This window comes from Brevibacterium sp. JSBI002 (assembly GCF_026013965.1).
Classification (GTDB): domain Bacteria; phylum Actinomycetota; class Actinomycetes; order Actinomycetales; family Brevibacteriaceae; genus Brevibacterium.
The window spans coordinates 1,143,793-1,166,550 of record NZ_CP110341.1 but is presented as its reverse complement, the minus strand read 5'-3'; the positions used below and the strand labels follow the sequence as shown (position 1 = coordinate 1,166,550).

Here is a 22,758-nt window from a genome sequence, read left to right as displayed (position 1 = left end):
CCGCAGCGGCTCGGGGTGCGCATCAGATCCGGCGCGATTGCGCGGATCACGGGGTCTCAGTCTTCGGGATCAGACCTCGAAGAGGCTCGTGACCGATCCGTCCTCGAAGACCTCGTGCACGGCACGGGCGATGAGCGGGGCGATCGAGAGCACGGTGAGCTTGTCGAAGATCTTGTCCTCGCTCAGCGGCAGAGTGTTCGTGACGATCACCTCTTCGGCCACGGAGTTCGACAGGCGTTCGACGGCCGGGCCGGAGAACACGGCGTGGGTGGACACGACGATGACGCCCTTGGCGCCGGCGGCCATGCAGGCATCGGCGGCCTGGACGATGGTGCCGCCGGTGTCGATCATGTCGTCGACGAGCACGCAGGTGCGACCCTCGACCTCACCGACGACGCGGTTGGCCTTGGTCTCGTTCGGTCGGGTGATGTCGCGGGTCTTGTGGATGAAGGCCAGCGGCACTCCGCCCAGCGAGTTCGACCAGTTCTCTGCGACCTTGATGCGGCCGGCGTCGGGCGAGACCACGGCGAGGTCGCCGGGGTACTTGTCCTTGACGTAGCCGGCGAGGATCGGCATCGCGATGAGATGGTCGACGGGACCGTCGAAGTAGCCCTGGATCTGCGCGGTGTGCAGGTCGACGGTGATGATGCGGTCGGCGCCGGCGGTCTTGTACAGATCGGCGACGAGGCGAGCGGAGATGGGCTCGCGTCCGCGGTGCTTCTTGTCCTGCCGGGCGTACGGGAAGAACGGTGCGATGACGGTGATGCGCTTAGCCGAGGCACGCTTGAGGGCGTCGACCATGATCAGCTGCTCCATCAGCCATTCGTTGATCGGAGCGCAGTGCGACTGGAGGACGAAGACGTCGCTGCCGCGCACGGATTCGGAGTAGCGGACGTAGATCTCGCCGTTCGCGAAGTTGTAGATGTCGGTGGGGAGGAGTTCAGTCCCCAGGTTCTCCGCGACTTGTTCGGCGAGTTCGGGATTCGCCCGACCGCTGACCAGGACGAGCTTCTTATCGCCCGCCGTCGTTATCTCATTCACTGAGCCGTTCCCCTTCGGATGCGTTTTCGGCCGCCTGCGCTGCGGGCGTGCCGGGACGGTTTGTCTGAACCCAGCCCTCCAAGTTGCGCTGCGGGGCCACCGAAATGGCCAGCGCTCCTGCAGGGACATCCTTGCGCACCGTCGTGCTTGCACCCGAATAGGCGCCGTCGCCCACGGTGACAGGGGCGACATACATATTGTCCGAGCCCATGCGTGCATGCTTTCCGATGACGGTGCGGTGCTTGTTGACGCCGTCATAGTTGACGAACACCGACGCGGCGCCGATGTTCGAGCCTTCACCGATCTCGGCGTCGCCGACGTAGGAGAGGTGAGGGACCTTCGCGCCCTTGCCGATCTCGGCGTTCTTCGTCTCAACGAAGGTGCCGATCTTTCCGGACTCACCGAGCTTGGTGCCCGGACGCAGGTAGGCGAACGGTCCGACGCTGGCTTCCGGGCCGACGACGGCGAGTTCGCCGTGGGTGCGCACGACATGGGCTCCGGCGCCCACCTCGGTGTCCTTGAGGGTGGTGTCGGGGCCGACGACGGCACCGGCGCCGATGTCGGTGGCGCCCAGCAGCTGGGTGCCGGGCAGGATCGTCGCATCGGCGGCGATGGACACGTCGACGTCGATCCACGTGGTGTCGGGGTCGATGATGGAGACACCGGCACGCATGAACTTCTCGCACTGCCGGCGGTTGAGCTCCTTGCCGAGGTTCGCCAGCTGCACGCGATCGTTGGCTCCCTCGACCTGCCACAGGTCGTCGGTGGCGGTGGCGGCGACGGGGCGGCCCGCCTCACGGGAATGGCCGATGACGTCGGTGAGGTACTTCTCACCCTGGGCGTTGTCGGTCGTCAGCGAGGCCAGGCCTTCTCTGAGCGCCGCGGCGTCGAAGGCGTAGATGCCGGAGTTGATCTCACGGATGGCCCGTTCGGTCTCGCCGGCGTCCTTCTGCTCGACGATGCGCTGCAGGGATCCGTTCGCGTCGCGGACGATGCGTCCGTATCCTGTCGGGTCGTCCACCTCGGCGGACAGGACGGTCACGGCGTTGGCGTTGGTTTCGTGGATCTCGACGAGGCCGTTGATGGTCTCCGTCGTCAGCAGCGGCACATCGCCGTAGGTGACGACGACGGTTCCGCTGAGGTCCTCGGGCAGCTGGGTGAGCGCACACTCGGTGGCCCGGCCGGTGCCCGGAATCTCGTCCTGATCGGCGATGAGCAGGGTTCGCTGGGAGGACACGGGAAGGGAGTCAAGGTGGGCGACGAGCTGATCGCGCTCGTGGCGGACGACGACGATGAGGTGGTCGGGAGAGGTTCCGGCCGCTGCGGCGACGGAGTGATGGAGCAGGGAGCGTCCGCCGATGGGATGCATCACCTTGGGAAGAGCCGACTTCATTCGAGTGCCTTGGCCCGCTGCCAGAACGATGACGGCGGTCGGATGAGTCTGCGACATAGTTGAATCCTTCGCATGTCGGGTTGGGCCAGCTCCGCCCATAGGATTCGAACCTATACTGCACGGCTCCAAAGGCCGGCGTGCTGCCATTACACCAGGGCGGAACAGCGTGCACCAGTAGAGGGGCCCGCGCTCACGAGACACCATCATGCCACTACGATTAACTCTATGGAAATTCTACGCGAGATTCTTCTGACCCTGCATCTGCTGGGTATGGCCATCATCGTCGGTGGCTATTTCACCGTCATCCGCTCCCCCAAAGTGATGCCGGGAATGCTGCACGGCGCCTATCTGCAGCTGGTCACCGGCCTGCTGCTCATGGGGCTGGCCGAGATGGGCGATGGCGATGTCAACCATATGAAGCTCGGCATCAAACTGGTCGTGGCGATCCTCGTCACCATCTTCGCCTTCATCGGCAACAAGAAGCAGAAGGCCCTCGCCGCTTCTGCCCCGGCTGAGGGCGGTGCAGGCGTGAAGGTGGCGAACCCGTCGGCGACCATGGCCCATCTGGTGGTGGCCTTCGCGGTCATCAACGTCATCGTGGCCGTCTTCATCCACTGACCCTCCCCAATTACTACCTGACGGCGGCCCAGCAACCTGGCGCGAGGTTGCTGGGCCGCCGTCAGGTAGTTCTGAGGGGTGTGAGCTCGTGTCTGAGGCTGACGGTATCGTTGGGGGCGACATGACTGCTGCAGCTGAACACACCGACCACGCCGCCGGCGCCGACTCCCGGGCGGCCGAACTCCTCACTGGACTCAACCCCAGGCAGCGCGAGGCCGTGATCCATACGGGATCACCGTTGCTCATCGTCGCCGGGGCCGGATCGGGCAAGACGACCGTGCTCACCCGACGCATCGCCTACGCCTTGGCCACCGGTCGCGCCCACCCCGGCGAAGTCCTGGCGATCACGTTCACGAACAAGGCTGCGAAAGAGATGGCCGAACGCGTGTCCCAGATCGTCGGCCCTGCCTCCCGGGCCATGTGGGTCTCGACCTTCCACTCCTCGTGTGTGCGCATCCTCCGCCGCGAGGCGAAGGTGCTGGGCATGAAGTCGAATTTCACGATCTACGACGCCCAGGATGCGCAGCGACTCGTCGCCCAGATCCTCAAGGAGCTCGGCCTCGACACGAAGAAGTACGCCCCGCGGGCCATCCTGCACCGGATCTCGAACCTCAAGAACGATCTGCAGACCCCGGACGACTTCATCCCGCGGCCCAACAATCCCGCCGATGAGGTGCTCGCCGACGTCTTCAAGCGCTACACCTCCCGTCTGCGCCTGGCCAATGCCTTCGACTTCGACGACCTCATCGCGGAGACCGTTCACCTCTTCGGCGCCTTCCCCGAGGTGGCCGATTCCTACCGTCGCCGGTTCCGCCATATCCTCGTCGACGAGTACCAGGACACGAACCCCGCACAGTACGCCCTGATCAAGGCCCTGGCCGGTGACGGCGCAGGAGGGCCGACGGGCGCCGAACTCACCGTCGTCGGCGACGCCGACCAGTCGATCTATGCCTTCCGCGGCGCCACGGTGCGCAACATCGTCGAGTTCGAGAAGGACTTCCCGAACGCGGACACCATTCTGTTGGAGCAGAACTACCGGTCGACGCAGAACATCCTCGACGCAGCCAATGCCGTGATCGCGAACAACGACGACCGCCGCGAAAAGAAGCTGTGGACCTCGGAAGGTTCCGGCGAGCAGATCATCGGCTGGGTCGCCGAGAACGAACAGGGTGAAGCCCGGTTCGTCGTCGACCGCATCGATGACCTCATCGACGAGGAGAAGTACACCTATGGTGACTTCGCTGTGTTCTACCGCACGAACGCTCAGTCGCGCGCCATCGAAGATGCGCTGGTCCGTTCCGGAATCCCGTACAAGGTCGTCGGCGGCACCCGCTTCTACGAGCGCAAGGAGATCAAGGACGCCCTCGCCTACCTGCGCGTGGTCGCCAACCCCGATGACGACGTCAATCTGCGCCGCATCCTCAATGTGCCCAAACGCTCCATCGGCGACCGCACCGAGGGCATCATCGCCGACTTCGCCGACCGGGAGAACATCAGCTTCTTCACCGCGCTGGGCCGCCTCGACGAGATCCCTCATCTGAGTTCGCGCGCCCTGACGTCGGTGCAGAGGTTCTACGACCTCATGCAGGATCTGCGCTCCACCGCCGAGTCCTCCCCGCTCTCGCGGGTCATCGAGGCGATCCTCGAACAGTCCGGGTACCTCGAATCGCTGCAGAAGAGCACCGATCCGCAGGACGAATCCCGTGTCGACAACCTCGCCGAACTCGTCGCCGTGGCCGAGGATTTCGTCGCCACTCGGGAGGCTGCCGCGGTTGCGGAACCGGACACCGCGGATGACACCGACACAGACGGCGGCACCGACACCGAGGCGACCGCCGCCCCGGAACCCAGAGACACAGAAACCGAAACCGCCGCTGAGGCGGTCGACCCCGACGGTGATGAGGCCGGTTCCGCCGACGCCTCCACGCCCCCGGGCGTCGGAGCTGCCGCCATCGATCAGTTCCTCGAACAGGTGGCTCTGGCCTCGGACACTGATCAGATCCCCGATGCCGAACTCGGTCAGGTCACGCTGATGACTCTGCACACAGCCAAGGGACTCGAGTTCCCGGTGGTCTTCCTCACCGGGCTCGAAGACGGAGGATTCCCGCATTCGCGTTCCTTCGAGAATCCGCAGGAGCTGTCGGAGGAGCGGCGTCTGGCGTATGTCGGGCTCACGCGCGCACGGCAGCGCCTGCTCGTCACTCGCGCCGAGACTCGGAGCATGTGGGGTCAGCCTCAGTACAATCCGCCGAGCCGGTTCCTGTCCGAGATCCCGGAGAACCTCATCAATTGGGAGAACACGGGCAGCTTCTCCGGCGGGTTCGGTTCCGGAGGTTTCGGCTCCGGCGGCTATTCGTCCGGATACTCGGGAGGATCACGAAGCTTCGGGTCATCGCGGTCGTCCGGCACCGGCTCCCGCTCACGTTCGAATGCGAGTTCGTCGACACCGGTCGCCGGATTCCCCAACCGGATCCGGCCCAATCGTGAGGTCATCTCCGTCGAGGTCGGCGAGAAGGTCTCGCACGAGTCCTTCGGGCTCGGCACCGTCACCGAAGTCAACGGCGTCGGAGACAAGACCGTGGCCGTCGTCGACTTCGGTTCGGCCGGGTCGAAGCGGCTGCTGCTGCGCTACGCCCCGATCGAAAAGCTCAGCTGAGGCGACTGCTGCGGTGGATGCACGGCTCAGCTGTGCATCCGCCCCACGCAGCTGTTCGCTCGAACCGCGATGCTACTTCGTGCCCCGATAGTTGGTATCGACTGACCCTAGCCGGTATCTAGTGCCCCTAGCCGGGGCACAAGAAAGCGCCGAGGAGAATCGCATTCTCCTCGGCGCTCATCCATGCCGGACGCGGCTATGGATTAAAGATCATTCGTTGCCGAGCTTGTCATCGGCTCCGTCGCGACCCTGATTGATCTGGTCTTCGAACTTTCCACCGGTGACATTGTTGGCTGCGCCCGAAGCCTTGTCCAGGCCCTGGTCGCTGATCTCTTCACCCTTATCGCTATTCAAGGCGTCCTTGGCTTTGTTAGTAAGATCGTCGAGTCCCATGCTGTCTCCTTTCATCGGAAAAGGTTCGAAGCGAACCTCTGACGCCACTCACCTTGCCACTATTGGCGACGTGACGACACCTGCGCGTCCCATTTCTCAGCGAATGCACATAAAGAACGTCGCCGAGACCGACTCCTCAGCGGGTCAGCGGCACAAGGAACGCCAGCCCGACGAGCAGTCCGGCGAACAGCAGACAGGTCGTGATGTCGACGGCCTTCGACCGATTCGCCCACACCTCGGTCCAAGGCGGCGGCATCGCACGGAACCCGGCGAGACCGGCGGGGACGACGGCGAGGACGACAGCACCGAGTCGGAAGTCGATGACGGAGCACGCCGCGGCGGCGGCGACTCCGAGGAGACAGCCGAGCAGCACCCAATCACGCCGGGTGGGATGCGCGTATCGCCGTTTCCAGTAGATCCATCGCTTCGCGATCGGTCCTCTCCCCCGCCGTGCGTGGCGGGGGTGAGGTCGCTTCATCTCAGTGGAAGAAATGGCGGCTCCCGGTCAGGTACATCGTGATTCCTGCCGCCTCCGCGGCCGCGATGACCTCATCGTCGCGGATCGATCCGCCCGGCTGCACCACAGCGGTGACTCCTGCGTCGATGAGGATCTGCAGACCGTCGGGGAACGGGAAGAAGGCGTCCGAGGCGGCGACGGCACCGGTGGCGCGTTCGGCTCCGGCACGTTCGACGGCGAGTTTGGCCGAGTCGACGCGGTTGACCTGGCCCATGCCCACACCCACCGAGGCTCCGCCCTTGGCGAGCAGGATCGCATTGGACTTCACGGCCCGTCCGGCCTTCCACGCGAATTCGAGATCCGCGAGGACCTCAGGTGCGGCGGCCGGGCCCGCAGCCAGGGTCCAGTTCTCGACCGAATCGCCCTCCGCCTGGAAGGCGTCGCGGTCCTGCACGAGGAAGCCACCGCTGATCGGCTTGATCTCGGCGGCGGGCACATCGATGTCGCCGAGTTCGAGCAGTCGCAGGTTCTTCTTCGTCGTGAGGATCTCGAGCGCCTCGGCGCTGAACGACGGAGCGGCCAGGCATTCTGTGAAGATCGGCTTGATCGATGCTGCGAGCTCTGCATCGACCTCGCGGTTCGTGGCGATGACACCGCCGTAGGCCGACAGCGGATCGCATTCGTGGGCGGCCTTGTGCGCTGCGGCAGCGGTCTCTCCGACGGCGATACCGCAGGGGTTCGCGTGCTTGATGATGGCGACGGCCGGCTGCTCGAAGTCGAACGCCGCGCGGATCGCGGCATCGGTGTCCGTGTAGTTGTTGTACGACATCGCTCTGCCGCCGAGCAGTTTCGCACCCGCGATTCCGACGGTGCCGTCGGAGTACACGGCCGCAGCCTGGTGCGGGTTCTCTCCGTAGCGCAGGTCGGCGATCTTCTCTCCGGTGAGGCCGGCGAATGCGGCCTTCTCATCGGTGGCGAGTTCTGCGGCGAACCACGAGGCGACGGCCGAGTCGTAGGCCGCCGTGTGGGCGAAGGCGCGGGCGGCGAAGGTGCGGCGAGCATCGAGGTCGAAACCGCCTCCGGCGGCTGCGTCGAGCACGGCCGAGTAGTCGGCTGGATCGGTCACGACGGTGACCGTGGGGTGGTTCTTCGCCGCTGCTCGCACCATCGAGGGTCCGCCGATGTCGATCTGTTCGATGCAGTCGTCGAAGCCGGCTCCGCTCGCGACGGTGTCGGCGAACGGGTAGAGGTTGACGACGACGAGGTCGAAGGGTTCGATCTCGAGTTCGGACAGCTGTTCCAGGTGCTCAGGCTTGCGGGAGTCGGCGAGGATGCCGGCGTGGACGCGCGGGTGAAGGGTCTTGACCCGCCCTTCGAGGCATTCGGGGAACCCGGTGAGGTCTTCGACCTTCGTCACCGCGGCTCCCGCCTCGGCGATCTTCGCTGCCGTGGATCCGGTCGACACGATCTGGACTCCGGCTGCGTGGAGACCGCGAGCCAGCTCCTCCAGCCCGGTCTTGTCGTAGACGCTGATCAGCGCTCTCTTGATCGCGCGGGTTCCTGTCACAGATCCTCCTCGAGGTTCGGTTGCCGGTCGGTTCTTCTCACGGCGGGGTCAGTGGGCGGTCATCGCCGAGGCGACATATCCGCGGACATGTCGACCGTCGACGACGAGGTCGGTGTGGGCCAGATGTGCCAGCAGGCGCACGAGCTCTTCGCGTTCCCGGGCCTTGATGTTCTCGTGCACGGTCTCCTCGGTGTCGTCATCGCCGATGGGCACCGCGTACTGAGTGATGATCGGTCCGGTGTCGACTCCGGTGTCGACGAGGTGGATAGTTCCGCCGGTCAGCTTCACCCCGTGGGCGAGCGCGTCGCGGACACCGTGTGCGCCCGGGAACGACGGCAGCAGAGCCGGGTGGGTGTTGATGATCCGGGACGGGAAGGCGTCGACGAAGCTGGGACCGAGGATGCGCATGAAACCGGCGGAGACCACCCAGTCCGGTGCGTGTTCGGCCACTGTGTCCTTCAGCGCCAGGTTCCACTCGTCGCGGTCGGCGAAGTCCTTGGGCCGGACGACGAAGGAGGGAATCTCGTGCTGTTCGGCTCGGGTCAGGACCCCTGCGGTGGCCGAGTCGGCCCCGATGGCGACGATGTCGACTCCACGGGTCCCGTCGGCGAAAGCGTCGATGACGGACTGCGTAAGGGTACCGGATCCTGATGCCAGAAGAACGATGCGCACCCGCACAGTCTAACGTCTGCAGCACATGGACGATGCCCTGCTGTCATCGTGCGGACACGGCCCGCCGAGGCATTTGTCAGTCGACTGTGAGAAACTGATCCGGTGACGTCACCGCAGAATACCGAAGAGAAGAAGGCGCCGACTCCCGAAGAGGAGGCACAGGCCGCACCGGCACGACACGGGCTCGTCCTGATACTGCTGATCCTCGCCTCAGTGCTGACGTTCACGTATCAGCTGCCGTTCAAGCTCGCCGCCATCGGCTTCGCCATCGCCGCCGTCGTCTGGTCGGTGAAGTACATCGTCGCCGTCGTCAAGACCAAACAGCGCCGGAACATGTCCTTGGGCATCCTCGGCGGTCTGCTCAGCATCTACCTCATCTTCTCCACGATGTCCTCGGTCATCCTCTGGCCGGTGCAGTCGAAGTATGAGGAATGTCTGCGCGATGCGATCACGCAGCAGGCGCAGCTCTCGTGCTCGAGTGAGTATCAATCGGGTCTGGGTGACTGGTTCAAGCAGGTCACCGGCCAGGATCTCGACCTGCCCGGCACCAAGTGATCTGCGGGGCGACGGCCGCGATCTTTCAGCGCTGATCCCCTCACCGAGGACGTCCTCGGTTCACGCCCGACTCGTCACCGGTCAACGTCTGCCCCCTCACCGAGGCGGCTCCCTCGTCTACCGCGGTTCGTCTTCGCTGACGACGTCGTCGGCGACAGAAACTGATTTGTCCTCGTCGAACCCGCCCGCATTGTCGTCCTCGTAGTCCACGTCCTCTTCGTCACCCTCGGCGAATTCGGAATACTCGGCGTGCAGGCCGGAGAGTCTGATCAGCAGAAGGCCGGCGGCCATTCCCACAGCGATCCACCCCGTGATCGCCAGCGCCGACGTCAGTGCCGAGGGTCCGAACCCGGACAGACCCAGCGGGCCCAGGGCCCACCGGCGAACAGTGCGAGTACTTCGAGGGCGACGAACAGAATCCCGAGCGCAAGCCCCAGTCCCATCCACGACTGTGCGGCGATGTCGCGGGCTCGGTCACGGCCGAGGATGACGCACAGCAGACCGAGCAGCACGAGAAGCGCCGGTGCGGCCGCCGTCCAGGCGGGATAGTCACCGTCCAACAGCTGCAGCACGTGCACATCGGGCACGGGCGCTGAGGTCGAAGTGAATGCAGAGCTCGTCCCGGCCCCGCCGATGCTCACTCCCGTCCCGGCGGTCCACGACAGGGCTGAGAAGAGGATGCTCGGGGCGAAGAGCGCCTGAACGACGATGAGGCCGATGCCTGCGGCGACCGGTGAGCTGTAGACCTGCACAGTGTCGGCGACATCGCTCCAGCGGATCACGATTCCGACGACGAGCACGATCGCACCGAGTGCCGCAGCAGCCCACAGCAGACGGAGTGCAAGTCCGACGGAGACAGTCCAGGTGTCATCGGCGATCACGGCCAGTCCGGGGATGTCACCGATTCCTCGCACCCGAATGAAGGCCCACGCCACAGCCGTGACGAGGAAGAGGAAGAGCCGAAGGAATCCGAGCGGAGTCACCGTGGCCTGGCCGACCAGGACCGCCACGACGAGCAGAGGAGCGGCGTAGGCCACGACGAAGGTGCCCAGAGCTGTACCCATGAGCGCCCACCATCCGCCGGGATCGTCGTCGCTCTCGGCCGGGCTGTCCGCTGCCGTGCTGCGGGCGACTCGTTTGGCCCCCGTTGCCACCAGCAGCCACAGGCCGACAGTCACGAGGCTCGGCGCCAGCGAGAAGTCGAATCCGAGGGACGAGACACTCAGTCCCGACACCGTCGCCCACAGTGCGAACGCCCATTCGGGAATCGCCGAGTACGGCAGCTGCGAGCCGAGCCCGATGATCCAGAAGACGATGGCGACGACGAATCCCGCGGGAACGACGATGAGGTCGATCTTCACGACTTCCATGAGGGCTGCGAAGATCGTCCGACGGTAGGGCTGAGGGTGAGGAGAAGTGTGCATCAGGACCATTTTCGCCTAACCCGGCTCGGCTTCCCGGTATTGACCACGCGATTCCCTGCTCCGGGAAGTACAATTGCGCCAGGACAGGCTTGTACACGCAAAGGATGACCCCACGATGAGCAACGGGAACGATCACCCCAATTTCCCGCCACCACCCAGCGAGCCTCCGGAGAACGGCGGGTCGAAGCCCGAGTCGGAGTTGCCGACGGATGAGGGCCTTCCGGGTTCGGTCTCCGATGACGCCCCCACCGCAACCGGCGGTTCAGCTCAGTCCGGCAGCGGTTCCTCGGTACCCGATGACCAGGCACCGCCCTTGGGAGCTCCGGGCAGCGATGCGCCGACGCGACCGACGGTCGCTCCGGCTGCTTCTCAGCAGAACCAACCGCCGCAGTACTCCAGCCCCGGAGCCCAGAACGATCAGTCCTTCAACTCCGGCCAGCAGGGCGGAGCGAATGGTCAGGGCGGCCCACAGTCGGGCCCCTATCCCGGTGCCCCGTCTCCGAGTGACCAGCCTCAGAACGGACAGTATCCGAACAACCAGCACCAGAGCCCGCAGCAGCCGAACGGCGGCTACCCCGGGGCTCAATCGCAAGGCGCTCAGCCGCAGGGCGGCCAGCAGCCAGGCGGCCAGTATTCGAACGCGGCATACCCCGGGGCGTCGAATCAGCCCCCGTACCCCGGCGCCCAGAACCAGCCGGGCCAGTACAACTCCGCCCAGAACCAGTCCGGGCAGTACCAGACGGGGTCGGGTCCGAGCGCCCAACAGACCGGATCCGGTCCGTCGCAGGCGATTCCGCAGCCGGCACCGGCTCCGGGTTTCGCCGGCGGTCAGAGCACCGCGACGCGTGCCGACAATCGCCCAGATAAGAAGAAGAGCAAGCTTCCGCTCTTCATCACCCTCGGTGCGGTCGCGCTGGTCATCATCCTCGTCCTCGTCGGGTTCTTCGTCATCGGCAGCGTGAACAAGAACAAGTACGGACCCGACAAGGTCGCAGAGGACTACGTCGGAGCCCTGAACAAGGGTGATTTCGCAGCCGCGGAGAAGATCGCCCCCTCGACACGGCCTGAGGGCACGAACCTCGATCTGCTGCAGAAGGAATTCACCGATTCCTCATCGGCGAAGATCGAGAAGGCCAAGGTCGAATCGTCGAAGACCGACGGGGACAAGGGCACCGTCGTCGTGTCCTACGAGCTCGACGGCAGCCCCTACAATGTGGAGCTCTCTGCGACGAAGGACGGCAAACAGGACCTGTTCTTCGACAAGTGGACGATGAAGGGCCCCGACCTCAACGTCATCTCCCTCGATATCCCCGCTGCCGACGGTCTCGCCGTCAACGGCAAGGACTACAAGGCGAAGTCGGGCACCACGTCGTTCGCTGTCTACCCCGGCAGCTACGACTTCACGATTCCGAAGAGCAAGTGGATCTCCGAAGCTTCCGATACGGCCAAGGTGAACTTCCCGAAGGCCTTCGCCCCCGGCGGACAGCCGAACAAGGGCCAGGTGTCCCCCACCACCCTCAACCTCGATCTGTCCCCGACCGGCGCCTTCGACAAGGAAGTTCAGAAACAGGTCGAGAAGGAGCTCAAGAAGTGCTTCGACAACAAGAGCATCGAGCCGAAGTGCGACTTCATCAAGTACGACCCGACCGAGATCCCAGTCGGCGGTTCGGACAAGAAGCTCGATGATCTGGCGAAGAAGGACACCGCCAAATGGGACATGAAGGAGATGCCGAAGGTGAAGGCCAGCTTCGGCGCCGGAGACACGAACACCGGCTCGTTCTTCACCGAGAAGCCAGGCAAGTTCAACTTCTCCGTCGACGGCAAGAGGGCCGGTTCCTCGTACTTCTCCAACGGCAACTCCCTGTCGGTGTCCGGAAGCGTGAAGATCGACGGAGACAAGCTCTCGGTCGAATTCTTCGACTTCTGACCCCAGGGTCCACCGCCGACACGGTGCACCTCACCTCCCCGAGGTGAGACACCCACCGTCACCGAGGCGACGTCCAAGTCACAGCGGGCCTGTGACGACTGATTCCCGGTCGTCGCAGGCCCGCTGTCGTCGTTCTCTCAGACTCCGACCGACCGAGTCGGCAGCTCGAGGTCGGCCGCGGCTTCGAACCAGGCACCGGCGGCCATGACGAGTTCGTCGGCGAACCGTCGTCCGGCGATCTGCACTCCGATGGTCCGACCGTCGTCCATGGATCCGGCCAGCACCGTCGCCGCAGGCTGTTCTGACATGTTGAACGGCATGGTGAACCCGATATGCCCCATCGGTTCGTGCACCTGCGGGTACGGCATCGGCTGCTCGGCCGGGAATGCCGCGTCCGGAGCTGTCGGCGAGATGACCAGGTCGAACTCGGCAGTTGCTTCGACCGTCCGCCGCCGGATCTCCTGAACGCTGTGATAGCAGCGCATCAGGTCGACTCCGCTGGTATCGGCTCCGTCCTGTGCCCACTGCTGGATATAAGGCAGAATGAGCGCCTGTTCGTCGACAGGCAGCGCCTTGAGGTCGGCCCACGACCGGACCCGCCAGAACAGATCCATGTCGCGGAGCAGATCATCGTCGATGAAAGGATCGACCGTGACGATTTCTGCACCGGCCGCAGAGAACCTCTCTGCCGCCTCGGTGACGGCCGAGCGCACCTGCGCCGCTGCGGCGACCCCGCACCCGGCGTCGAGCTGCACGCCGATGCGCAGTCCCCGCGGGTCGAAGGCTCCAGCCGAGTCGCTGCCCGGCAGCGACTGCGCATCATCGGCGGCGAAGCGCGGCAGCCGCGAATAGTCGCGATCGTCCGGGGCGGAGATGATGTCCATGGCGGCTTTGACGTCGGCCATCGTCCGCGCCAGCGGTCCCGCACATCTGCCCAGGTAGGGGGCGTCGAGAGGCACGCGGCCGAAGCTGGGCTTGAGCCCGGCCAGACCGAGCCACGTGCATGGCAGGCGGATGGATCCGCCGATGTCGGAGCCGATGTGGATGGGCCCGTATCCGGCGGCTGCCGCGGCTCCGGCTCCGGCGCTCGACCCTCCGGTCGTCAGGCTCGGGTCCAGCGGTGAACGGGTGACTCCGTGCAGAGACGACACTCCCGAGGAGAGCATTCCCCAGTCGGGCATCGTCGTCGACCCGAGGATGACGGCTCCGGCTTCTTCGAGACGCTCGGTGATCGGGGCATCGTGGCCTGACACCGGCATCTCCACCCAGGCGTGGCCGCTGGGCAGCGGGACTCCGCGACGGGCGATGTTCTCCTTGATCGTCACGGGCACCCCGTCGAGGTCGCTCAGCGGGCGTCCCTCTCGCCAACGTGCCGCACTGGCAGCGGCGGCGTCCAGGGAGCGTTCGTCATCGCGGTGGAACAGGGCGTTGATGGTCGGTTCGCAGTCATCCATGCGGTCGACGACCGCGGAGTGCACCTCGATCGGGTCGAAGTCCCCGCCGGCGAATCCGGCTGCCATTTCGGCCGCACTGCGGTCGGCAAGCGATGTGGTCATATGCTGCCCTTTCTCTCGATGGTTCGTCGCGTTCCGCCCGCGAGCCGGTCTATCCGGCCGCGAGCGCTTCGGCCAGGCTCGGGGTGGCGGCGATGAGGCGCCGCGTGTACTCCTCCTGCGGGTTAGCGTAGATGTCCTCCGTCGCACCCGATTCGACGATCTGTCCGGCTCTCATGACGATGACCTCGGAGCACAGGTGTTTGACGACGCCGAGGTCGTGGGAGACGAAGAGGAGAGTCAGCGCGTACTCGTCGACGAGGTCGGTGAGCAGGTTGAGGACCTGCGCACGCACCGAGACGTCGAGGGCGGAGACCGGTTCGTCGGCGACGAGGATCTGCGGCCTGGTCACGAGGGCCCGGGCGATCGAGATGCGCTGTCGCTGCCCGCCGGAGAACTGATGCGGGTACCGGCGCAGGGACTCCTGGTCGAGGTCGACGGCGGCGATCATCTCCTCGACCCGTGCTGCGCGTTCGTCCTTGTCGACTCCGGCGGCGATGAGCGGTTCGGCGACGATGTCGGCGATGCGCATCCGCGGGTCGAGCGAGGCGAACGGATCCTGGAACACGATCTGCAGGTTCTCGCGCAGGCGGCGCAGAGCCTGTGAGCTCGCGGCTTCGACCCGGATGTCGCCGACGCGCACATGCCCGGTGGTCGGTCGGTCGAGGCCGGAGAGGATGTTCAGCAGCGTCGACTTCCCCGATCCCGACTCCCCCACGATGCCCAGGCGGGCTCCGGCTGCGACGCTGAAGTCGATCCCGCCCAGGGCGGTGACGTCCGATCGTCTGCGGCCGAAGAGTCCGCGTCCGCGGAAGACCCGGGTGACGTCCGAGACTTCGATGAGCGGTGCCGATTCCCTCACCGAGGCGGCCCTGACGCCGTCCCATGCCGAGGCGGTTCGGTGGTCATCCTTCGCCGAGGCGGCCCCGACGCCGTCATCCCCCGACTCCCCCACGTCGGCCGAGGTCTCTGCTTCGCCGATCTGCGGCCCCGAGTAGGCGAGCGCGGTCTTGAGCGTGAAGAGTCGGCCGCGGTCGTCGGTGGCTTCGAGATCCGAGGATGCCAGGAGCCCTCGCGTGTACTCGTGCTTGGGTGCGGTGAAGATCTCGTCGACGCTGCCGGACTCGACGATGCGACCGCGGTACATGACGATGACCCGATCGCAGACTCCGGCGACGACCGCGAGGTCGTGAGTGATGAACAGCAGCCCAGCCTCCACCGCCGAGACCCTCTCGGCGATGAGGTCGAGCATATGCTTCTGCACGGTGACGTCGAGGGCGGTGGTGGGCTCGTCGCAGATGAGCAGCCTCGGTGAATTGGCCAGAGCGATCGCGAGCATGACGCGCTGCCGCTGCCCGCCCGACAGCTGGTGCGGGTAGGCGAACCGGGCGCTGTCGGGGTCGGGCATGTGGACGTCGCGGAGCAGTTCGCGCACACGTGTCGGAATCTGCCCTCGCGGCGCCTTGCCGTGGAGGCGCAGCACTTCGGCGATCTGGTCGCCGATGCGCATGAGCGGGTTGAGGGCGCTCATGGGTTCCTGGAACACCATGGACACGATGTCCGAGCGCAGCCCGGCCAGGGTCTTCTCGTTCGCCTCGAGCAGGTTCCCGGAATGCCCCTGCAGGTGCACCTGGCCGCGGGCGTGCAGCTCTTCGGGCAGCAGACCCATCACGGATTGGGCGGTCAGCGATTTCCCCGACCCGGATTCGCCGATGAGTCCGACCCGCTCACCCGACGCCAGGCTGAGGCTGACATCGTGGAGCACCGGAGCGTCCGCTCCGGCAGGGGTGATGGTGAGGTCACGGACCTCGAGCAGATTCTCAGGCACCTCGCGCCTCCATCTTCGGGTCGAACCGGTCGCGCAGCCCATCGCCCAAGAGATTGAATCCGAGCACCGCGAGTGCAATGAACACTCCCGGCCACAGAGCGAGCTCGGGGTGGGTGGACAGGTACTGCTGGGACTCCTGCAGCATCCGGCCCCACGACGGAGTCGGGGCCTGGGTGCCGAGTCCGAGGAAGGACAGCCCCGCCTCGGCGAGGACGGAGATCGCGAACGCCACGGACGCCTGGACGATGACCATTCCGGCGATGTTCGGCAGCACGTGGACGACGGCGATGGCCGGAATCCGACGGTTCGAGGCCCGCGCGGCGCGCACGTATTCGGAGCCCAGCACCTGCAGCGTCCCGGATCGTGCGACGCGGGCGAACCCGGGGATCGCGGCGATGCCGACGGCGACCATCGCCGGTCCCGTCCCCGGTGAGTAGACGGCGGCGAAGATGATCGCCAGCAGCAGCGCGGGGAAGGCCAGCAGGATGTCGTTGGCCCGCATGATCACCGCGTCGATCCACATTCCCCACGGCTGTTTCGCGAAGAAGGCGGAGATGATTCCGATCGGGGTGCCGATGAGCAGTGCGATGCCGACGGCGACGACCCCGACGAGCAGCGTGATCCGTGCCCCGACCATCACCCAGGTCAGCGTGTCCCGTCCGAAGGTGTCGGTGCCGAACGGGTGGGTGAGGCTGCCGCTCTGCAAACGGGCGGCGGGGTCGATCGTGGTCGGGTCGTACGGGGTCCACACGAAGGAGATAAGGGCGAGTCCGACGATGAGCACGACGAGGCATGCACCGATGATCATCGATGCGTTCGCCCGCCTTCCGCTCCTGCGGGACCGGGCCGGCCGATCTTCGCCGAGGCGGTCGTATCGGTCGCGTCGTGAGCGACGGGATCGACGTGGTCACTGGGGCTCTGGGCACCGGTCGGGGTCGGGTTCATGCGGCGTTCCTGATCCGGGGGTCGACGACGGGCACGAGGATGTCGACGATGAGGTTGATGATGAGCACGAGTAGGACGAGGACCATGACGATGCCCTGCACCGCCACGAGGTCGCGGTTGGCGACGGCGCGAACGAGCTCGGAGCCGATTCCGGGCAGAACGAAGATCTGTTCGATGATCACAGCTCCGACCAGCAAGGTGGCCAGCTGGACACCGGCGACGGTGATGACGGGGATCGCTGCATTGCGCAGTCCGTGCGCGAACAGTGCCTTCGTCTTGGTCAGTCCCTTGGCGCGGGCGGTGCGGATATAGTCCTCCCGCATCACATCGAGCACGGCGGATCGGACGTAGCGGGTGAGGATCGCAGCCTGCACGAGCGCCAGCGACACGACCGGCAGGACGAGGCGGAGCAGGAAGCCCCCGAGGCCCTCGATCGGAGCCATCCAGCCTTGGGACGGGAACCATCCGAGAGTCAAGGAGAAGATGATGACGAGGATGATCGCGGCCAGGAAGTTCGGGATCGCGATGCCGACCTGGCTGATGGCCGAGATCGTCACGCCGATCCAGTTGCGCTGCTCGAGGGCGGCGAAGGTGCCCAGGGGCACGGCGATGAGGATGGACACGGCGATGGCGGCGATGACGAGGATCGCCGTGACCTGGACGCTGTCGACGATGACGGGAGTGATCTCGGCACCGGTGACGTAGGAGGTGCCGAAGTCTCCGGTGAGCATTCCTCCCATCCAGTCGAAGTACCGGATGACAGGTGGCCGATCAAGCCCGTATTGGGCTTCGAGCGACGCCACTGCCTCCGGGGTGGCGTTCGTTCCCAGCGCCACCTGTGCCGCATTGCCCGGCAGCAGGCTCATCAGGGCGAAGATCACCACTGAGGCGACGAGGAGGGACAGCGCGAACTGGATCGCGCGGTTGATCGCGTAGGTGAGCATCGACGTTCGCGGTCAGGACCAGCTGAGGTCGGCGATCTTGAATGCGTCGGAGACGCGGTTGGCGGGTATCCCCTCGATTTCGGACTTGGCGATGACGAGATTCGGGAACAGGAACAGGAAGTCCGAGGCGGCATCCTCGGTGATCGTCCGTGCGATCTTCTTCATCCCCGAGATGTACTCGTCTTCGGTTCCGGTATCGGCTTTGTCCGCCAGCTCCTTGATCGTCGAATCGTCGTAGCCGATGTAGTAGTCCGTCGAGAACACGGTGAGGATGTCGCGCGGTTCGGCATGGTTGATCACCGACATGTCGTAATCGTGTTCGGTGAAGGTCTTGTCCAACCACACGGCTGGGAACTCCTGAGTTGAGATCTTCGCCTTCAGTCCGACCTCTTCGAGCTGCGCGGAGACGATTTCGGAGATCGCCTTCGCGTACGGCAGGTTCGGCACGGTGAAGGCGAATTCCTCGCCCTTGATCCCGGCTTCGTCGATGAGCTGCTTGGCCTTCTTCGGATCGTACTTCCACACCCCGGTGAGGTCTTCGTAGTACGGGTCGGTCGGGGGCACCATCGAGCCGATGAGCTCGCCGTAGCCCGCCCATGCTGTGTCGAGGACGGCCTTACGGTCGATCGCGTGCATCACGGCTTCGCGGGCTTTCTTGTCTTTGAAGATGCCCTCGGCGTTGTTCATCGACAGCACGACTTCGCCGTTCGTGGTGCCGGAGACGATCTGGTAGTCATCGCTCTGGAACTCTCCGGCCAGTTCGGGGGCCTGGAGGTTGGAGACGAGGTCGATCTCTCCGGACTTCAGGGCGTTCGAGGCCGAAACCGCGTCTTTGAAGTATTTGAACTGGACCGAGTTCAGGGATGGTTTCTCGCCCCAGTAGTCGTCGCGGGCGGCGAAGTCGATGGACTGTCCGCGGGTGAACTTCTCGATCGCGAAGGGTCCGGTGCCGATGGCTTCGTTCGCCAGGTCGTCGGTGCCTTCGGTGTCGAAGACGGCTCCGACGAGGCTGGTGAGGTTGAACAGCCAGGTGTTCGACGGTTTCTTCAGTTCGATGGTGACGGTGGAGTCGTCCGGGGTCTCGATGGACTCGACGATGTCCATCTTCGACTTCAGCGCGTTCTTCCAGTCCTTCTGCACTCGTTCATAGGAGTACTTGACGTCTTCGCTGGTGAAGTCCGCGCCGTTGGAGAACTTCACACCGTCCTGGAGTTCGAAGGTGTAGGTCTTGCGGTCATCGGACAGTGTCCAGTCCTTGGCCAGTGCGGGCTGGATCTCCCCCTCGCCGTCCAGCCGGACGAGCGATTCGTAGACGTTCTCCATCAGCGCTTCGGGAATGGCGACTCCCGAGGTGGAGGTGAAGTCGAGGTTGACCGGTTCGGCGGTGAAGGCGATCGTCATCGAGTCCTTCTGCTGCGCATCGCCTCCGGTGTCGGAGGCTCCGGCCGAACAGCCTGTGATCAGCAGGCTCGTGGCGGCTGCTGCCGCCACCCACGTCATGATGCGCGGAGTCTTCATTGTTCTCCTCGATTTCGCCGACCACGAAGAGGGTCGTTCGCCAACACTCAAGCATCGTCAGTGTATCCGAAGTTCTCAGTTGGTGAGGCGGCTGTGTTCAGATGCTGAGCGTTTCGAGGAGGAGGTTCAGAGGTTCGATTCGTCGGCGAGAATCGCGGCCAGTGCATCGAAGGCGAACCGGCGGTGGGAGCGTGAGTTCTTCTCCTCAGGCGACATCTCGGCGGCACTGAGTTCGGAACCCTCGGGGACGAAGATCGGGTCATAGCCGAAGCCGTTCTCGCCCTTGGGCTCGGTGGCCAGGCGCCCGGGCATGACTCCTTCGGCGGTGAACTCACGTCCGTCGGCTGTCACAGCGGCCGCCGCGCAGCGGAACTGCGCTCCGCGGTGTTCGGCTGCGATGTCGCCCAGCTGAGCGAGCAGGAGTTCGAGGTTCGCACGATCGTCTCCGTGCCGGCCTGACCAGCGAGCGGAGAAGATGCCCGGTGCACCGCCGAGCACGTCGACGCTGATTCCCGAGTCGTCGGCGATGGCGGTGTGCCCTGTCGCAGCGGCCGCGGCACGCGCCTTGATGAGCGCGTTCTCGGTGAACGTGACTCCGGTTTCGGCGACATCGCCGAGTCCCGCCTCGGCGGCGGTGAGCACCTGGGTGTCGGCGCCGAGGACGGGTCCGAGAATGGTCAGCAGCTCTCGCTTCTTGCCCTCGTTGTGAGTGGCGAGGACGAAGGTCGTCATCCGGCGAGCACTTCGGACTGGATGCGGGTGAGTTCGGTGCACCCGTGGCCGGCGAGGTCGAGCAGCTTGCCGAGTTCGTCACGATCGAACGGTGCGCCCTCGGCGGTGCCCTGGACTTCGATGAACTTTCCGGATCCGGTCATGACGACGTTCATGTCCGTCTCGGCGCGGGAGTCCTCGACGTACGGCAGGTCGAGGAGGGGCTGACCGTCGATGATGCCGACGCTGACGGCCGCCACTGAGTCGATGAGCGGCTGGTGGGCGGCGGGGATCAGCCCGGTCGAGCGTCCCTTGTCGATGGCCTTCGCCAGCGCAACGTAGGCACCGGTGATCGAGGCGGTGCGGGTGCCGCCGTCGGCCTGGAGGACGTCGCAGTCGAGGACGAGGGTGTTCTCTCCGAGCTTGTCCATGTCGATGACGGCGCGCAGGCTGCGGCCGATGAGTCGGGAGATCTCGTGAGTGCGTCCGCCCTGTTTGCCCTTGACCGACTCGCGGGTGCTGCGGGAGTCGGTGGCGCGCGGGAGCATGGCGTATTCGGCGGTGACCCAGCCGCGGCCCTGGCCCTTGAGCCAGCGCGGGACTCCTTCGGTCAGCGAGGCCGCGCAGAGGACGCGGGTGTTGCCGAATTCCACGAGCGCGGATCCTTCGGCAGTGTTGATCCAGTCGGGAGTGATCCGGACTTCACGGAGTTCGTCTGCTGCACGGCCGTCTGCTCGCACTGTCTGCCTCTTTCGTCTCGGTGGTGGTTGTCTGCTGGTCGTCGGCGATCATCGCCGGTTCACACGGTCCAGGTGGCTCCGGGCTTCGCCAGCTCGATGGGTCCACGGTACTCCCCGGCCGCCTCACCGCGGACGATGGAGCAGTCTGTCCAGACCGGGATGTGGGTGAGCACGAGCGCGGACGCCGCGGCGTTCTGCGCCACTCGTCCGGCGCGCTTGCCGGTGAGGTGGATGCCGCGCGCAGTGTCGCGGTCTTCCTGGAAAGCGGCTTCGCAGAGGAAGAGGTCGGCGTCCTTCGCCGCTGCGACGAGGTTGTCGCACTCATCGCTGTCGCCCGAATACGTGATGACCCTGCCGGCCGCATCCGTGATCCGCAGAGCATAGGCCTCGACGGGGTGGTCGACGAGGAATGATTCGATGGTCAGGGAGCCGATCTGGTGACGACTGCCGTGGTCGATGTCGGTGAATTCGAAGGCGTGGTCGAAGTCCGAGTCGTCTCCCCCGTTGGCGACCGGGGACTTTCCGGGATCCGTGTAGTAGGCCCGGGCGAGGCGTTCCTTCGCGCCGGCCGGCGCGAACACCGGGGTGCGCGTGCGGATCGTTCCGGTGTCGGAGATGTCGCCGTTGAAGAACTTCGGGTCGAAGCAGTGTTTGACGTAGAGGCCGGTCATGTCCATGCAGTGATCCGGGTGGAGGTGGCTGAGCACGATTCCGGAGAGACGATCGGTGTCGATCGTCTCCTGCAGGGGGCTGAGCGCACCGGACCCGAGGTCGAGGATGATGCGAGTGGGTGTGTCCTCATCGGTTTCGATGAGGTAGCAGCTGGCGAGGGCGCCGCGTCCTGGGAAGGAGCCTGCGGTGCCGATTGCGGTGAGTCTCATATCTCGTCATCCCCTTGCGTCTGGTCGAGCAAGGTCGTTGTCAGTCGGTCCTGAATCCACGTCAGGAAGTCGTACAGGGTCAGGGTGAGGTCTTCGGATTCGGAGAGGTCCTCACGGTGGGCGTACTTCTCCTCCTGCGCCTCCTCGGTGTCGATCCCGAGGCGGACGGCGAGGACGAGTCGCAGATCGTTGAGGCCCTTCATCCAGGCGAGCACCTCGTCCCGTGTCAGGGAGATGTCATTGCCCTTGCTCAGTCCCAGCAGCACGATGCGCACATTGTGCGCTTTGGCCTGTTTGAGGTCGAACTCGGTGAGGCGGCGGAACTCTGCTGATCGCTCGTCGTCCTCGGGATCGACGTCGGGCAGCAGCCGCAGCAGCGCCGGGTCCTCCGGACGGGGACGGTCGACGAGTCCGAGCCGGGCTTCCCAGTTCTCCGAGTCCGGTCGGTCGTCATCGCCGTCGTTGTCTTCGGCCAGCAGAGCCGCGAGATCGGTGAACACGGTGAGCATGAGCGAGCGTTCGTTGTCTTGCAGGGTGAGGACGACGTCGTCCCCTCGTGCGTCGATAGCGGCCATGTGTCAGTCGGATCCTGAATCGGGTTGGCACGCGGCCCACAGGCCGTATTCGTGCATCGCTTGGGTGTCTCGTTCCATGGCTTCGCGGCCTCCGGTGGCAACGACGGAGCGCCCGTTCTCATGGACTTCGAGCATAAGTGAGTGGGCTTTCTCCTCGGAGTAGCCGAAGTAGGTCTGGAACACGAAACTGACATAGCTCATGAGGTTGACCGGGTCGTTGAAGACCACGGTCCGCCAAGGCTTGGCCAGGTTCTCGGAGGGTCGGACGTCGACCTCCGGCTCCAGGACTGGTGTCGTTGGGTTGCTCACGTTTCAACCATACGGCAGAACACTGACGCTGTCGTGACGTAAGATCGCGCC

General features: G+C 65.2%; 23 protein-coding genes and 1 tRNA gene. 4 read left to right on the top strand and 20 right to left on the bottom strand.

Annotation, left to right across the window (positions count from 1 at the left end; genetic code table 11):
• Positions 1-69: 69 nt before the first annotated feature.
• The 3 genes from LJ362_RS05230 to LJ362_RS05220 form a co-directional block, all read right to left on the bottom strand.
• Positions 70-1,041 (bottom strand): ribose-phosphate diphosphokinase, encoded by a 972-nt coding sequence (locus LJ362_RS05230; RefSeq protein WP_025777652.1) that lies wholly within the window; start codon positions 1,039-1,041, stop codon positions 70-72.
• Positions 1,034-2,491 (bottom strand): bifunctional UDP-N-acetylglucosamine diphosphorylase/glucosamine-1-phosphate N-acetyltransferase GlmU, encoded by a 1,458-nt coding sequence (gene glmU, locus LJ362_RS05225; protein ID WP_264801073.1) that lies wholly within the window; start codon positions 2,489-2,491, stop codon positions 1,034-1,036. The genes LJ362_RS05230 and glmU overlap by 8 nt, the downstream gene beginning before the upstream one ends.
• Before the next feature lie 32 nt (positions 2,492-2,523).
• Positions 2,524-2,595: transfer RNA gene (locus tag LJ362_RS05220), tRNA-Gln, on the bottom strand.
• A gap of 64 nt (positions 2,596-2,659) precedes the next feature.
• On the opposite strand from LJ362_RS05220, the gene LJ362_RS05215 reads away from it, so the two are divergent.
• Together LJ362_RS05215 and LJ362_RS05210 are read left to right on the top strand one after the other, a co-directional pair.
• The gene (locus LJ362_RS05215; RefSeq protein ID WP_264801072.1) at positions 2,660-3,052 is read left to right on the top strand and encodes a hypothetical protein; all 393 of its coding nucleotides are present in this window, start codon (positions 2,660-2,662) and stop codon (positions 3,050-3,052) included.
• A 121-nt stretch (positions 3,053-3,173) separates the two neighbouring features.
• Positions 3,174-5,708, top strand: coding sequence for a UvrD-helicase domain-containing protein (locus LJ362_RS05210; RefSeq protein WP_264801071.1), 2,535 nt, complete (start codon positions 3,174-3,176; stop codon positions 5,706-5,708).
• Between the two features lie 210 nt (positions 5,709-5,918).
• On the opposite strand, the gene LJ362_RS05205 is transcribed toward LJ362_RS05210, so the two are convergent.
• The 4 genes from LJ362_RS05205 to purN all read right to left on the bottom strand — a co-directional run bounded on the left by LJ362_RS05205 (position 5,919) and on the right by purN (position 8,797).
• Entirely contained in the window at positions 5,919-6,101 is a 183-nt protein-coding gene (locus tag LJ362_RS05205) for an antitoxin (RefSeq protein ID WP_264801070.1), read from the bottom strand.
• Positions 6,102-6,237: 136 nt separating this feature from the next.
• Positions 6,238-6,579 (bottom strand): DUF3017 domain-containing protein, encoded by a 342-nt coding sequence (locus tag LJ362_RS05200; protein WP_262777986.1) that lies wholly within the window; start codon positions 6,577-6,579, stop codon positions 6,238-6,240.
• A gap of 1 nt (position 6,580) precedes the next feature.
• The gene (gene purH / locus LJ362_RS05195) at positions 6,581-8,125 is read right to left on the bottom strand and encodes a bifunctional phosphoribosylaminoimidazolecarboxamide formyltransferase/IMP cyclohydrolase (protein WP_264801068.1); all 1,545 of its coding nucleotides are present in this window, start codon (positions 8,123-8,125) and stop codon (positions 6,581-6,583) included.
• Between the two features lie 48 nt (positions 8,126-8,173).
• Complete coding sequence (gene purN, locus LJ362_RS05190) at positions 8,174-8,797, bottom strand: phosphoribosylglycinamide formyltransferase (protein ID WP_264801067.1); 624 nt, start codon at positions 8,795-8,797, stop codon at positions 8,174-8,176.
• A gap of 102 nt (positions 8,798-8,899) precedes the next feature.
• On the opposite strand from purN, the gene LJ362_RS05185 reads away from it, so the two are divergent.
• On the top strand, positions 8,900-9,352 hold the full coding sequence (locus LJ362_RS05185; RefSeq protein WP_101545186.1) for a hypothetical protein: 453 nt from the start codon (positions 8,900-8,902) through the stop codon (positions 9,350-9,352).
• Positions 9,353-9,469: 117 nt separating this feature from the next.
• On the opposite strand, the gene LJ362_RS05180 is transcribed toward LJ362_RS05185, so the two are convergent.
• Positions 9,470-9,643: a hypothetical protein gene (locus tag LJ362_RS05180; protein ID WP_264801066.1), complete on the bottom strand. Its 174-nt coding sequence runs from the start codon at positions 9,641-9,643 to the stop codon at positions 9,470-9,472.
• A gap of 38 nt (positions 9,644-9,681) precedes the next feature.
• A complete protein-coding gene (locus tag LJ362_RS05175; RefSeq protein ID WP_264801065.1) occupies positions 9,682-10,776 on the bottom strand; it encodes a DUF6350 family protein in 1,095 nt (364 codons plus the stop codon).
• A gap of 115 nt (positions 10,777-10,891) precedes the next feature.
• On the opposite strand from LJ362_RS05175, the gene LJ362_RS05170 reads away from it, so the two are divergent.
• Positions 10,892-12,703 carry a hypothetical protein gene (locus tag LJ362_RS05170; protein WP_264801064.1) on the top strand — a complete coding sequence of 604 codons (1,812 nt, stop codon included), beginning with the start codon at positions 10,892-10,894 and terminating at the stop codon, positions 12,701-12,703.
• 137 nt (positions 12,704-12,840) lie between these two features.
• Here the strand turns inward: LJ362_RS05170 and LJ362_RS05165 are convergent, their stop codons facing one another.
• The 11 genes from LJ362_RS05165 to clpS all read right to left on the bottom strand — a co-directional run bounded on the left by LJ362_RS05165 (position 12,841) and on the right by clpS (position 22,707).
• Positions 12,841-14,259, bottom strand: a complete 1,419-nt coding sequence (locus tag LJ362_RS05165; protein WP_264801063.1) for an amidase — start codon at positions 14,257-14,259, stop codon at positions 12,841-12,843.
• Between the two features lie 49 nt (positions 14,260-14,308).
• Positions 14,309-16,126, bottom strand: coding sequence for a dipeptide ABC transporter ATP-binding protein (locus LJ362_RS05160; RefSeq protein WP_413774230.1), 1,818 nt, complete (start codon positions 16,124-16,126; stop codon positions 14,309-14,311).
• Entirely contained in the window at positions 16,077-16,892 is an 816-nt protein-coding gene (locus tag LJ362_RS05155) for an ABC transporter permease (RefSeq protein ID WP_264801061.1), read from the bottom strand. The genes LJ362_RS05160 and LJ362_RS05155 overlap by 50 nt, the downstream gene beginning before the upstream one ends.
• Positions 16,889-17,029 carry a hypothetical protein gene (locus LJ362_RS05150; RefSeq protein WP_264801060.1) on the bottom strand — a complete coding sequence of 47 codons (141 nt, stop codon included), beginning with the start codon at positions 17,027-17,029 and terminating at the stop codon, positions 16,889-16,891. The genes LJ362_RS05155 and LJ362_RS05150 overlap by 4 nt, the downstream gene beginning before the upstream one ends.
• Complete coding sequence (locus LJ362_RS05145) at positions 17,026-17,973, bottom strand: ABC transporter permease (RefSeq protein WP_264801059.1); 948 nt, start codon at positions 17,971-17,973, stop codon at positions 17,026-17,028. Before LJ362_RS05145 ends, LJ362_RS05150 begins: the two co-directional genes overlap by 4 nt.
• 12 nt (positions 17,974-17,985) lie before the next feature.
• Complete coding sequence (locus LJ362_RS05140; protein ID WP_264801058.1) at positions 17,986-19,491, bottom strand: ABC transporter substrate-binding protein; 1,506 nt, start codon at positions 19,489-19,491, stop codon at positions 17,986-17,988.
• Between the two features lie 126 nt (positions 19,492-19,617).
• Entirely contained in the window at positions 19,618-20,223 is a 606-nt protein-coding gene (gene rdgB, locus LJ362_RS05135; RefSeq protein WP_264801057.1) for an RdgB/HAM1 family non-canonical purine NTP pyrophosphatase, read from the bottom strand.
• A complete protein-coding gene (gene rph, locus LJ362_RS05130; protein WP_180954357.1) occupies positions 20,220-20,942 on the bottom strand; it encodes a ribonuclease PH in 723 nt (240 codons plus the stop codon). Before rph ends, rdgB begins: the two co-directional genes overlap by 4 nt.
• 59 nt (positions 20,943-21,001) lie before the next feature.
• Positions 21,002-21,823, bottom strand: a complete 822-nt coding sequence (locus LJ362_RS05125) for an MBL fold metallo-hydrolase (protein WP_264801056.1) — start codon at positions 21,821-21,823, stop codon at positions 21,002-21,004.
• Positions 21,820-22,398: a DUF2017 domain-containing protein gene (locus tag LJ362_RS05120; RefSeq protein ID WP_264801055.1), complete on the bottom strand. Its 579-nt coding sequence runs from the start codon at positions 22,396-22,398 to the stop codon at positions 21,820-21,822. The genes LJ362_RS05125 and LJ362_RS05120 overlap by 4 nt, the downstream gene beginning before the upstream one ends.
• 3 nt (positions 22,399-22,401) lie before the next feature.
• Positions 22,402-22,707: an ATP-dependent Clp protease adapter ClpS gene (clpS, locus tag LJ362_RS05115; protein WP_101545203.1), complete on the bottom strand. Its 306-nt coding sequence runs from the start codon at positions 22,705-22,707 to the stop codon at positions 22,402-22,404.
• Between the last annotated feature and the right edge of the window lie 51 nt (positions 22,708-22,758).